The organism is Caulobacter radicis (assembly GCF_003094615.1).
GTDB lineage: Bacteria > Pseudomonadota > Alphaproteobacteria > Caulobacterales > Caulobacteraceae > Caulobacter > Caulobacter radicis.
This window is the reverse complement of record NZ_QDKO01000032.1, coordinates 247,898-259,669: the sequence shown is the minus strand read 5'-3', so window position 1 is coordinate 259,669 and position 11,772 is coordinate 247,898. Positions and strand designations below refer to the sequence as shown.

Annotated in this window: 12 protein-coding genes and 1 other RNA gene; 5 read left to right on the top strand and 8 right to left on the bottom strand. The window is 69.0% G+C overall.

Annotation, left to right across the window (positions count from 1 at the left end; all coding sequences use genetic code 11):
- Positions 1-210 precede the first annotated feature (210 nt).
- The 4 genes from rnpB to DDF62_RS18955 all read right to left on the bottom strand — a co-directional run bounded on the left by rnpB (position 211) and on the right by DDF62_RS18955 (position 3,032).
- Positions 211-594, bottom strand: an RNA gene (rnpB, locus tag DDF62_RS18970) — RNase P RNA component class A.
- Between the two features lie 217 nt (positions 595-811).
- Positions 812-1,417 carry an FMN-binding negative transcriptional regulator gene (locus DDF62_RS18965; protein WP_116490534.1) on the bottom strand — a complete coding sequence of 202 codons (606 nt, stop codon included), beginning with the start codon at positions 1,415-1,417 and terminating at the stop codon, positions 812-814.
- Complete coding sequence (locus DDF62_RS18960) at positions 1,417-2,142, bottom strand: N-acetylmuramoyl-L-alanine amidase (RefSeq protein ID WP_116490533.1); 726 nt, start codon at positions 2,140-2,142, stop codon at positions 1,417-1,419. Before DDF62_RS18960 ends, DDF62_RS18965 begins: the two co-directional genes overlap by 1 nt.
- A complete protein-coding gene (locus tag DDF62_RS18955; protein ID WP_116490532.1) occupies positions 2,139-3,032 on the bottom strand; it encodes a DMT family transporter in 894 nt (297 codons plus the stop codon). The genes DDF62_RS18960 and DDF62_RS18955 overlap by 4 nt, the downstream gene beginning before the upstream one ends.
- Positions 3,033-3,190: 158 nt before the next feature.
- On the opposite strand from DDF62_RS18955, the gene DDF62_RS18950 reads away from it, so the two are divergent.
- Positions 3,191-4,666 carry a flavin-containing monooxygenase gene (locus DDF62_RS18950; RefSeq protein WP_116490531.1) on the top strand — a complete coding sequence of 492 codons (1,476 nt, stop codon included), beginning with the start codon at positions 3,191-3,193 and terminating at the stop codon, positions 4,664-4,666.
- Positions 4,667-4,817: 151 nt separating this feature from the next.
- Complete coding sequence (locus DDF62_RS18945; RefSeq protein WP_243410558.1) at positions 4,818-5,393, top strand: hypothetical protein; 576 nt, start codon at positions 4,818-4,820, stop codon at positions 5,391-5,393.
- Positions 5,394-5,612: 219 nt separating this feature from the next.
- Here the strand turns inward: DDF62_RS18945 and DDF62_RS18940 are convergent, their stop codons facing one another.
- From DDF62_RS18940 to DDF62_RS18930, 3 genes are all read right to left on the bottom strand, one after another.
- Complete coding sequence (locus tag DDF62_RS18940) at positions 5,613-6,509, bottom strand: bestrophin family protein (protein WP_116490530.1); 897 nt, start codon at positions 6,507-6,509, stop codon at positions 5,613-5,615.
- Between the two features lie 141 nt (positions 6,510-6,650).
- Positions 6,651-7,253, bottom strand: coding sequence for a DUF3052 family protein (locus DDF62_RS18935; protein WP_116490529.1), 603 nt, complete (start codon positions 7,251-7,253; stop codon positions 6,651-6,653).
- 3 nt (positions 7,254-7,256) lie between these two features.
- Positions 7,257-8,060 carry a crotonase/enoyl-CoA hydratase family protein gene (locus DDF62_RS18930; RefSeq protein ID WP_116490528.1) on the bottom strand — a complete coding sequence of 268 codons (804 nt, stop codon included), beginning with the start codon at positions 8,058-8,060 and terminating at the stop codon, positions 7,257-7,259.
- A 233-nt stretch (positions 8,061-8,293) separates the two neighbouring features.
- Here DDF62_RS18930 and DDF62_RS18925 point away from each other — a divergent pair, with 233 nt between their 5' ends.
- The 3 genes from DDF62_RS18925 to DDF62_RS18915 all read left to right on the top strand — a co-directional run bounded on the left by DDF62_RS18925 (position 8,294) and on the right by DDF62_RS18915 (position 11,162).
- On the top strand, positions 8,294-8,656 hold the full coding sequence (locus DDF62_RS18925) for a response regulator (protein WP_243410559.1): 363 nt from the start codon (positions 8,294-8,296) through the stop codon (positions 8,654-8,656).
- 48 nt (positions 8,657-8,704) lie between these two features.
- Positions 8,705-9,319, top strand: a complete 615-nt coding sequence (locus tag DDF62_RS18920; RefSeq protein WP_116490526.1) for a pyridoxamine 5'-phosphate oxidase family protein — start codon at positions 8,705-8,707, stop codon at positions 9,317-9,319.
- A gap of 226 nt (positions 9,320-9,545) precedes the next feature.
- Positions 9,546-11,162 carry a carboxylesterase/lipase family protein gene (locus tag DDF62_RS18915; RefSeq protein ID WP_116490525.1) on the top strand — a complete coding sequence of 539 codons (1,617 nt, stop codon included), beginning with the start codon at positions 9,546-9,548 and terminating at the stop codon, positions 11,160-11,162.
- A 186-nt stretch (positions 11,163-11,348) separates the two neighbouring features.
- On the opposite strand, the gene DDF62_RS18910 is transcribed toward DDF62_RS18915, so the two are convergent.
- A complete protein-coding gene (locus DDF62_RS18910; protein ID WP_058350106.1) occupies positions 11,349-11,753 on the bottom strand; it encodes a globin family protein in 405 nt (134 codons plus the stop codon).
- Between the last annotated feature and the right edge of the window lie 19 nt (positions 11,754-11,772).

Below are 11,772 nucleotides of genomic sequence, written 5' to 3'. Positions count from 1 at the left end.
GGTTAACATGGGATGAAGTGGGAAACAATGACACCAGGGGCCATTTCACCAGGAATTCAAAGGCGCTAGCGGTAATATCGCACCGTTCAAAAAGGTTAATTCAGGAACATACAGACAACTGTATTTCTATCCACAGACTCGCGCACAGACGCATCCCATCGCGGCCCATTTCGGAGGGCCTTGGGACGCTTGGGGTTGCGGAAAATGTGATGGACCAGACGGCCTGTAAGCCGGGTTCTGTGCCGCCCCTGTGAACAGGGACGCGACGATCATTCCTCTTGGCCGCCCATTGCTGGACGACTCTCGCGACCAACCCGGATCCTCTCGGCCAGTGACGACCTAGCCGGTAAACCGGCGCGGGATCCCTATTCGGTCTTGCTCCAGGCGGGGCTTGCCATGCCGTCCCTGTCGCCAGGTCCGCGGTGGGCTCTTACCCCACCCTTTCACCCTTCCCGCCCCGTAGGGAGGAGGTTTGCTTTCTGTGGCGCTTTCCCTGGGATTGCTCCCGGTGGGCGTTACCCACCGCCTTGTCACCGTGGAGCCCGGACTTTCCTCGACTCCCTTACGGGATACCGCGATCGCCCGGCCATCTGGTCCGCGCGCTGTTTGCGGCGCCAAGGCGACGAGGTCAATCAGGGATCGCTTCCCCAACCTCCCGTCATTCCCGCCCTTGTGGCGGGAACCCCTCTGTCAGCCGCAAGGGCGGATGGGGCGGCGGGCTCAGCACGCCGCTCGCACATCCCGTGAAAGCGGAACCAGGGGTTCCCGCCACAAGGGCGGGAATGACGGGAGAAATGGGAAAGGCCGAGCCCTAACCCTCGTCCCGCATCCAGCCCGCCACCGGGTGATCGCCCAGCGCCGCGATCACGCCCGCCCGCTCGGCCTCACGCTTGTTCTGGCCAAGCTTGAACGTGCCCTCCAGGCGCTCGACGTGCAGCCGGGCGCCGACGATGCCGCGCAGCAAGGCGTCGAACCTGGCGGGCGTCATCTTGTCCCGCGTCCAGACCGGCTTGGGCGCGAGGCGCGCCTCCTCCTGGGCCGACAGGTCGTCGAGCAGCTGGATCGTCTCGGCGTCCGACAGTGGCGTGACGAAGCCCTCGGCCTCGACGCCGACATAGTTCCAGGTCGGGACCTGGTCATCGGTCCTGTACCAGTCGGGGCTGACATAGGCATGCGGGCCGCTGGCCAGGGCGATGGCGGAAAAGCCCGTCACCACAGCCCTGGCCACGGCGTTCATCCGCGACAGATGGAAGTCGAGGAAAAGGCCGTCGGCGCCCAGGTCGCGCACCACCACGGGGGCCTGGACCACGAACGGCCGGCCACCGACGCTGGCGCACAGGGTCACGAACGAATGCTCGGCGAGGAAGGCGAGCAGGCGCGCGCGGTCCTCGACGTGGAAAGCCCCCGCCGGGTGCATCAGGCGCCCGCCGCGGCCCGCAGCAGGCCCACCAGGCGCGCGCGGGTCTCGCCGTCGGCGACGCCGTCGAAGCGGGCTTGCAGCCAGTGGCGCTGGAAGGCGGCGACCACGGTCTCGGTCCACTCGTCGTACTGGCCCGACGGGGCGCAGTCGAAGCCCAGGCGGGTCAGGCCGGCCTGCAGCGCGAAGACGCCGGTCCCCTCCTCGCCCCGGCCCAGCGGCGCGCCGGGCGAAGACGGCGGCTCGACCCACAGGCCGTGGCCGCTTTCGGCCAGGCGCTTCCAGGGGAAGAGCTCACCGGGATCGATCTTGCGGGCCGGCGCCACGTCGGAATGGCCGATGATGCGGTCGTCGTCGATGGTCCAGCGCGAGCGGATGTCGGCCAGGAGGTTGATCACCGCGGCGATCTGGGCGTCGGGAAAGGCGCGATAGCCGAACTCGTGGCCCGGATTGACGATCTCGATGCCGATCGAGGACGAGTTGATGTCGCGCACGCCCTTCCAGAAGGCCGCGCCGGCGTGCCAGGCCCGCCGCTCCTCGGCCACCAGGCGAAACACCCGGCCGTCTTCCTCGACCAGATAGTGGGCGCTGACCTTGGCTTCGGGATCGCGCAGGCGCTCGAGAGCCGCCTCGCCGCTCTCCATGCCGGTGTAGTGCAGCACGACGGTGTCGGGCACGGCCTTGCGGGCGTCGAAGTTCGGCGACGGGGCCTCGACGATGGTCATTGCGAGCGGTCCTTGAGAAACATCAGAAGCGGCGTCACCTGGTTGCGGCGCAGAGCCACGATCAGCACGCCGGCCAGAGCCAGGGCCGCGCCCAGGCCCATGCGCAGGTCGAAATGGTCATGGGTGATGGCCACGCCAAGACCGATGGTCATCAGCGGCGTCATCAGGGTGAGCGGAGCGATCAGGTTGGCCTCGTAGCGCTGGATCAGGCCGTAATAGCCGGTGTGGGCGATCACCGACACCACCAGCGCCGAATAGGCCACCGCCGCCACGAAGGGCCAGCCGGCCTCGAAGGCCTTGTTGCTGGCGCCGGGCTCCAAAGCGAAACTGGCCGCCGCCAGCAGCCAGACCGAGGTGAAGCCCACCCAGGCCTGCAACTGCAACGGCTTCACGCGCTGGATCTGCTTCATCATCACCGCGCCCAGCGAGCCGGCCAGGGCCGAGGCCACCACCAGCCACAGGCCGACCGATAGCGAGAAGCCGTGCGGGTTCCAGATCACGATCAGCGCCCCGGCCAGGGTCAGGGCGATGCCGACGCCGCGCCGCCAGTGGATCTTCTCGCCCAGCATCAGCACTGACAGCAGTGTGGTGAAGGGCACGCCCGCCTGCACCACCACCGCCGCGGCCGAGGGCGAGGCAGTCTTGAAGCCCATGAACAGCAGGGCAAAGCCCCCCGCCCCCATCAACACGCCGACCACCAGCATCCGCCAGGTCGGCCGGGGCGCGGGCAGCAGCCACGGCAGGGTCACCGCCGCGACCAACGCAAAGCGCACCGCCGCGTAGAACAGCGGCGGCACGCCCCAGTGGGCGACCACGATCTTGGAGACGATGTTGTTGCTGGCCCAGATCAGGCAGATCAGCACCAACAGGCCGAAGTCGCGTAGGGACATGGCCTTCCGCATACGCGGGCACGAGGACCATGCGCAATGAAAACCGACGCCATCGCACGCGCCGCAATTGACGTCGGGTCCAAACGGTCGTTTGCTGGTGAACATCGTTCACTTAAAACAGGATCCGGGCTCACCGGACCACGGGGACGGAGACGGCCATGAGCACGGAATATTTCGACGTCCTGATCGTCGGGGCGGGCCTGTCGGGCGTCGGCGCGGCCCATCACCTGACGCGGCGCTGCCCGGGCAAGACCTACGCCATTCTCGAGGCCCGCGACGCCATCGGCGGCACCTGGGACCTGTTCCGCTATCCGGGCATCCGCTCCGACAGCGACATGTACACCCTGGGCTACGCCTTCAAGCCATGGCGGCAGGCCAAAGCCATCGCCGACGGCCCGTCGATCCTGAACTATGTGCGCGAGACCGCGACCGAGGCCGGCGTCGACGAGCACATTCGCTTCCGCCACAAGGTGCGCCGCGCCGAATGGAACAGCGAGACCGCCAGCTGGACGGTGCAGGCCGAGCGGGTCGACACCGGTGAGACGGTCGAGATCGCCTGCGGCTTCCTCTACATGTGCGCCGGCTACTACGCCTATGACGCCGGCTACACCCCCGACTTCGAGGGGACCGAGCGCTTCAAGGGGACCATCGTCCACCCGCAGCACTGGCCCGAGACCCTCGACTACGCCGGCAAGAAGGTCGTGGTGATCGGCAGCGGCGCGACGGCGGTGACCATCGTGCCGGAGATGGCCAGGACCGCCGCCCACGTCACCATGCTGCAGCGCTCGCCGACCTATGTGGTCTCGCGCCCGGCGGAAGACGGCCTGGCCAACTGGATGCGGGCCAAGCTCCCGGCCATGACCGCCTACGGGATCACCCGCTGGAAGAACGTGCTGATCACCATGCTGTTCTTCAACCTGGCCCGGAAGAAGCCGGAGAAGACCAAGGAGCGGCTGATCAACCTCGTGCGCGACCAGCTGCCCAAGGACTACGACGTCGAGACCCACTTCACGCCGCGCTACAATCCCTGGGACCAGCGGCTGTGCCTGGTGCCCGACGCCGACCTGTTCGACTCCATCAAGAACGGCTCGGCCTCGGTGGTCACCGACCACATCGACAGCTTCACCGAACAGGGCCTGCTGCTGAAATCGGGCAAGACGCTGGAGGCCGACATCGTCGTCACCGCCACCGGCCTGCGGATGCAGCTCCTGAGCGGCATGGAGGTCGTCGTCGACGGGCGCTCCGTCGATCTGGCCAAGGGCTTCAGCTACAAGGGCATGATGTTCAGCGACGTGCCGAACCTGGCCTCGGCCTTCGGCTACACCAACGCCTCGTGGACGCTGAAGGCCGACCTGACCAGCGAGTATGTCTGCCGGCTGATCAACCACATGGACCGGGCGGGCATGGACATCTGCGTCCCCCACCTGGACCAGCCCGACATGGCCGCCACGCCCTGGCTCGACTTCTCGTCGGGCTATGTGCAGCGGGCGATGGACAAGTTTCCCAAGCAGGGAACCAAGGCGCCGTGGAAGGTGCACCAGAACTACGCCCTGGACCTGGCGGCCCTGCGCCTGGGCAAGCTGGACGACGGCGTCATGCGGTTCTGGCGCAAGCGGGCCAAGGCGGCGGCCTGACATGCTTTATGAACAACCCGGGACGCAATTGGCATCAATGTAAATCGCTGCGCACGCAGCGCAGCGCGTCATGGAACCCAAGGTCCAGCTTGCCGTTCCTGATCGGCGTTCATCACCCTATGATGGACGCGAAGCAGTGGAGCGGGGTGTCATGCGGGCGGTTCTGACGAAGATTGCGATCCTGGGCGCGGCGGCGTCCCTGGCCACGGGCTGCGCCACGGCCCAGCCAGCCTATCCCGCCAAGCCGGCCCAGTCGGCCACGGCCAGCAAGCCTCCTCCGCCGCCCGCCAAGGACTCGGACGGCGACGGCCGGCCTGACGGCTGGCGCGAGAAGTCCATGGAGATCGGCACGCAGCCGGCCCGCGACGTCGGCCTGTCGAAGAAGAAGATCCCGCCGGTGCTGGAAGAGGCCCTGGCCGATCCCTACAGCCTCAAGGGCCTGAAGACCTGCGCCAAGCTCGTGGCCGAGATCCAGCGCCTGAACGACGTGCTGGGCCCCGACTACCAGACCGGCAACGAATACACGGAAAACCGCACCGGCAAGCTGGCCGAGGCCGGCGGCAAGGCGATCGTCAACTCGATCATCCCGTTCCGCAGCCTGGTGCGCGAGATCTCGGGCGCGGCCCCGGCCGACCGCCACCTGGAGGCCCTGGGCGACGCCGGCCTGGCCCGTCGCGGCTTCCTGCGCGGCGTGCACCAGAAGCAGGGCTGCAAGCAGCGGTTCTAGGCAGCAGGCCCTCCCCCTGAAGGGGGAGGTGTCGGCGAAGCCGACGGAGGGGGGAGTGGTTGATGAACTTCCAACTCACCGGCAGCTGAAAACGCCCCCCCCTCCGGCCCTCCGGGCCACCTCCCCCAGAGGGGGAGGATCTATTGGCGCCGGCTCCAAGATGCTCCCCCTCTGGGGGGAGCTGTCGCGGAGCGACTGAGGGGGGACCTCCCCCGGCCTCTACGTCAGCCGGTACCCCTTGGCCTCGATCACCGGCGGCAGGTCCTCGCGGCCCAGCGAGAACAGCAGGTCGCGCTCGATCGTGCGGACCATGGCGTCCAGCGGCAGGTCGTTGTCCTCCAGGCCGAACGGGTCCTCCAGCTGGTCGCCCAGGGCGTCGAGACCAAAGAAGGTGTAGCCGATCAGCAGCACCAGGGCCGGCGTCCACCAGCCCAGCGCGTGGGCCAGGGCGAACGGCAGCAGCAGGCAGAAGACGTGCGCCGTCCGGTGCAGCATCAGAGAATAGGAGAATGGCGGCGGCGTGGCCTTGATCCGCTCGCACGCGGCCTGGACGTGGCTGAGCTCCGTCAGCCGGGCCTCCAGCACCGACAGGTGGATCGCGGTCACGGCGCCCTCTCCTTCCAGCCGGGCGCAGTCGGCGCCGACGGCGGCCAGCACCGCGTCGGTCGGGTTGGGCGCGGCCGCCAGGCTCGGAACCTCGCGCCAGCGCATGATCGCCGCCCGCTCGTCCTGCCCCCGCAGGCGCGCCGCCAGCCCGCCGGCGAAGCCCGCCAGGCCCAGCAGCAGCGGCCCGCGCGCCTCGGGAGACAGCCCTTGCGTCTGCCGCGCGAAGCTGCGCGCGGCGATGATCAGGCCGCCCCAGAGCTTTCGCGCCTCCCACCAGCGATCGTAGCAGGCGTTGTTCCGAAAGCTCATGAAGATCGACAGGGACAGGCCGATCAGCGTGAAGGGCAAGGCGTTCAGCCGCTCCAGCGCCGCGGGCCAGCGCTGGGCCGTCAGCACCGCGACCATCGACACCAGCAGCAGCACCGCCAGCCGCCCGGCGATGCTGGGCAGGATCGAGCCGCGCAGGGCGAAGGCGATTTCGAAGAGGCCGGCGCGACGCCCAACGATCATGATCCCGCTCCGTCAGTCGGCGTCCGCTTCCAGGATCGCTGGCCAAAACATCCAACGCCTCGCCCCACCATCTCCTCTTCTCCCGTCATTCCCGCCCTCGTGGCGGGAATGACGGGAGGATGTAAGGGCGGCGCCCAATCCTCAGCCCTTGCGCCGCACGAACCGCAGAGCCGTGTGGGTCTTGGAGAAGGCGCAGACCTTGGTGTCGGAGAGACCGACGCCACGCGCGGCCGCCAGCACGTCGACATCCTTCAGCGGCGCGGTCTTGCCCTTCTGCGAGACGACCCAGATGGCGCCCTTCTCGGCCAGCGCCCCTTGCAGGTCCTCCAGCCGATCCAATTGCCCCAGGTCGTCGGCGGCCAGGAACAGCAGGTCGACGTCCTCGAAATCCTCGCCCGTTCCGACCTCGGCGTCGACGCGGGTCGAGAGCTCTTCGAGGAAGGCCTCGTCGTCGACGCCGTCGACCACCACGCTCATGCCCGGCTTGACGCCCAGCTTGTCCAGCCGCGTGGGCGGATTGAGGATGGCGTGCACCCACTTGTCGGCCTGGCCGGGATCGAGGGTGAAGCGCGTGCCGTCGGACAGGACGATGTCGTTGCCCTCGGCGCGGATATCCCGCAGGGCGTGGCCCTGGTAGATGCCGCGCACGGCCCCGCGGAAGATCAGCTTGGGCGGCTCCCACAGGAGCTTGCCGTCGCTTTCGCCGTCGCTGAGCTGGCCCCAGGCGCGCGCTTCCTTGCCCATGCCTCAGGCGCCCCGGAACGTGGGTTGGCGCTTTTCGAGAATGGCGTCGACGCCTTCCATGTGATCCTCGGTGTGGTGGGCGATGGCCTGAGCGGCGGCGCTCATCTCCATCAGGGTGTCGTAGCTCGCCGTCTGGCCGTGCTTGAGCAGACTCTTGGCCATGCGCAAGGCGTGAGGCGGCTGAAGGGCGATCCGCTCGGCCAGGGCCAGCGCCTCGCCCATCAGGTCGGCCGAGGGCACGGCGCGGCTGATCAGGCCCCACTCGGCCGCCTTGGCCGCGTCGATGACGTCGCCGGTGAACAGAAGCTCGGCCGCGCGGCTCATGCCCACGGTGCGCGGCATCAGCCAGGCGCCGCCGTCGCCGGGGATGAGGCCCAGCTTGAGGAAGGTCACGCCGAACCTGGCCGTATCGGCGGCGATGCGGATGTCGGTCATGCAGGCCACGTCGCAGCCCAGGCCGATCGCCGCGCCGTTCACGGCCGCGATCGACGGGACCTCCAGGCCGTAGATGGCCCGCACGATGCGATGGATGTTCTTGCGGTAGCCGTCGCGCACGGCCACGCCGTTGCCGCCGAAGGCGCCCTCGCGGGCCTTCATCGCCTTGACGTCGCCGCCCGCCGAAAAGGCCTTGCCGGCCCCGGTCAGGATCACGCAGCGGATATCCTGGTCGTCGTTGATCGCCTCGCAGGCGGCCGCCACCTGGTCGCCGTCGCCGGGCGCGCCCAGGGCGTTCATCGCCTCGGGGCGGTTGAGGGTGAGGATGGCGACATGGCCGCGTTTCTCGGTGAGGACCAGCGGTTGGGTCATGGGTACGGGGCGCTCCTGCTCGTCTTGTTTTTCCCACTGCATAAAGGCTTTCGGCCAGGGAGGGAAACAGCCCCTCGGCGCTCTCGCGGGGCGGGCGGCGCCATCACGGCGGCGTGACCGTCCGTGCGTGCAGCAACACATTTCTGATGACCAACACGGAAAATCGATTGGCGAGGACTGAAAGTTCGGGTTGTAGTCTTGTAAGGGACGACAGCGGATTGGCGTTAAGTGCAGTGAAACGGTCCCAAGGCCACGCGCTCATCATCGAGGACGAGATCCTCATCGCGCTCGAGGTCGAGGCCCTTCTGGCCGCCCAGGGCTATTCAAGCTTCGACATCGCCGACAGTCCGCAGGAAGCGCTGATCTGCGCCCTGGCCCGCGCCCCCGACCTGATCACCGCCGATTTCCGCATCATCGGCGGCACGGGGCTGGAGGCGGTCGAGGCCATCGAGGCCAAGCTGGGGCGCATCCCGACGGTGTTCGTCACCGGCAACGCCAACCAGCTGGCCGACGCCCGCCGCACCATCGTCGACAAGCCGATCTCGCCGCGCCGCCTGGCCGAGGCCTGCCAGCAGGCCCTGGACCGCCGGGCCTGACAGCCGCCGCCCGCCGCTGCTAGGCTTCCGCCGAACGGGAGACGGCGCATGGCGATCATCGACACCCTCGAAGCGCTGGAAGCGATCTACAGCCCGACGCCGGCGGCGGCCTCCACCGCCAAGGTCAGCGACCGGCTGACCTCCGACTATCGCCGCCTGGTCGAGGCCTCGCCGTTCCTGGCCCTGGCCACGGTCGGTCCCGAGGGCCTGGATTGCAGCCCGCGCGGCGACGCCCACGGCCTGGTGACCATCGCCGACGACCGCACGCTGATCCTGCCCGACCGGCGCGGCAACAACCGCATCGACTCCTTACGCAACATCGTCCGCGACCCGCGCGTGGCGCTGCTGTTCCTGATCCCCGGCTCGGGAACCACCTTCCGGGTCAACGGCCGCGCGGTGATCAGCGCCGATGCGGACCTGCTGGCGGGCCTGGCGGTCGACGGCAAGGCGCCGCGCACGGCGCTGATCGTCACCATCGAGGAATGCTATTTCCAATGCGCCCGGGCGGTGATGCGGGCCGGGCTGTGGAACGCCGAGGCCCGGGTCGACGCCAAGAGCCTGCCCAGCGCCGGGGCGATGCTGGCGGCGATCACCGCCGGCGAGGTCGGCGGGCCGGCCTATGACGAGACCTGGCCGGCGCGAGCGGCCGCGTCGATGTGGTGATCCACCGGATGCTCCCCCTGAAGGGGGAGCTGTCGCGGAGCGACTGAGGGGGAAGTAACTGCTGACTTCGAGGGCGCACTGACTTCATCAGAAACTTCCCCCTCCGGTCCTTCGGACCACCTCCCCCTTCAGGGGGAGGATTTCGCGTGCAAAATGGATTGTCACCGGTGTCATGGTTCGTGCTAGCCATGGCGCAAGCTCGTCAGAAGCGCCGGAGGAAGACCCCATGGATCGTCGCAGCCTGCTGCTGGCCGCCGGCGCGGCCGCCGCCGCCGGTGCCCTGCCCGCCCACGCCGCCAGGCCCGCAGGCCCCGCCCGCTCGCCGATCGTGACCACCGCCGCCGGCAAGGTGCGGGGCGCGACCACCGTCGACGGCGTCCATGTGTTCAAGGGCCTGCGCTATGGCGCCGACACCGGCGGCGAGGGTCGCTTCGCCCCACCCCGCAAGCCCCAGCCCTGGACCGGCGTCGCCGACGCCCTGGCCTATGGCGCGGCCTCGATGCAGACCGGCAAGGGCGAGGAGGGCGAGACCCTCTCGGAAGACTGCCTGTTCCTTAACGTCTGGACCCCCGCCAAGACCGGCAAGTCGGGCCTGGCCGACGGCGGCAAGCGGCCGGTGATGGTCTACATCCACGGCGGCGCCTACAACGGCGGCTCGGGGGGCAGCCCCTGGTACGACGGGACCCGCCTGGCCAAGCGCGGCGACGTCGTGGTGGTCACCGTCAATCACCGCCTGAACGCCTTCGGCTATCTCTATCTGGCCCGCCTGTTCGACGACCCCAGCGTCGCCGACAGCGGCAATGTCGGCCAGCTGGACCTCGCCCTGGCCCTGCAATGGGTGCGCGACAACATCGAGGCCTTCGGCGGCGATCCCTCACGGGTCATGCTGTTTGGCCAATCGGGCGGCGGGGCCAAGATCGCCACCCTGCTGGCCATGCCCAGCGCCAAGGGCCTCTTCCACCGCGCCGTCACCATGAGCGGCCAGCAGGTGACCGCCGGCGGGCCGTTCAACGCCACCAAGCGCGCCAGGCTGTTCCTCGACAAGCTGGGGATCAGCGACCTGGCGGCCCTGCGCGCCCTGCCCGCCGAGCAGCTGCTGAACGGCCTCAAGGCCGTCGATCCCGTGGCCGGCTCCGGCGGGGTCTATATGGGCCCGGTGCTGGACGAGCGATCGCTGACCCGCCACCCGTTCTTCCCCGACGCCTCGCCCCTGGGCCTGGACGTGCCGCTGATCTGCGGCAACACCCACGACGAGACCCGCGGCTTCGTCGGCTCCGATCCCAAGGTGTTCGACATGACCTGGGCGCAGGTGGTCGAGAAGCTGCCGTCCCAGTTCAACGCCCGCATCGACATCGACCCGGCCACGGTGGTGGCGGCCTATCGCAAGCTGTACCCGCACTATTCGCCGTCGGACGTCTATTTCGCCGCCTCGACGGCCGGGCGCTCGTGGAAGGCGGCGATCCTGCAGGCCGAGGCCCGCGCTCCGACCCGGGCGCCGGCCTGGGTGTATCAACTGGACTGGAAGTCGCCCAAGGACGGCGGGATCTGGGGCGCGCCGCACACGCTCGACATCTGCCTGGTGTTCGGCACGCTGGACGCCAAGGGCGCGATCGTCGGGACCGACGCCCGCAGCCAGGCGATGTCCGACACCATGATGGACGCCTTCGTCGCCTTCGCCCGCACCGGCGATCCCAACTGCGCGGCCATCCCGAAGTGGGAGCCCTACACCCTGCCCCGCCGTCAGACCCTGGTGTTCGACGAGGGCTCCCGCATGCAGGACGACCCGCGCGGGGCCGAGCGGGAGCTGTTCAACAAGGTCCCGTTCACGCAGTTCGGGACTTAGGGGGAGGCCGCACAACCTCTCCCATAGGGAGAGGGAGGGGCCCATGCGCGGCATGGGAGGGTGAGGGGGCTACGCCCTCACCGCATCGCCCTGGATCGTGCCGGCACGCGGGCCGACCTCGTAACCCCTCATCCTCCCGCGCCTTCGGCGCGGGCCCCTCCTTCTCCCTATGGGAGAAGGTGAAATTCAGGCCGCCACCTCGCCTTCCTCGTCTTCATCCTCGTCGTCGAAGTCTTCCTCGTCCGGGCCCAGGGCCAGGTCTCGGAGAAGTTCGATCTGGTCGGCGACGTCGGCGGTGATCTCGTCGTCGATTCCGGCGGCTTCGAGGGCGGCGGCCAGGTGGCCGATGATCAGGTCGAGCTCGTCGTCCTCCAGCGCGTTGGCGCCGAACCACACCTGGGCCAGCTCCAGGTCGCCACGGGCCTCGCCGGCCTCGGGGTCGAGGGCGCCGGCCACCACGGCGCGGGCGCCGGGCGGGATCTCGCCGCCGAACAGGCCCGAAAGGCGCGCATCGCCCTGGGCGCGCTGGAAGAAGTCGTCGATCACCGACTGGGCGGCGGCCTCGCCGCCGATGCGTTCATAGGCGCTCATGCCGTCCTCGCGAGATTGG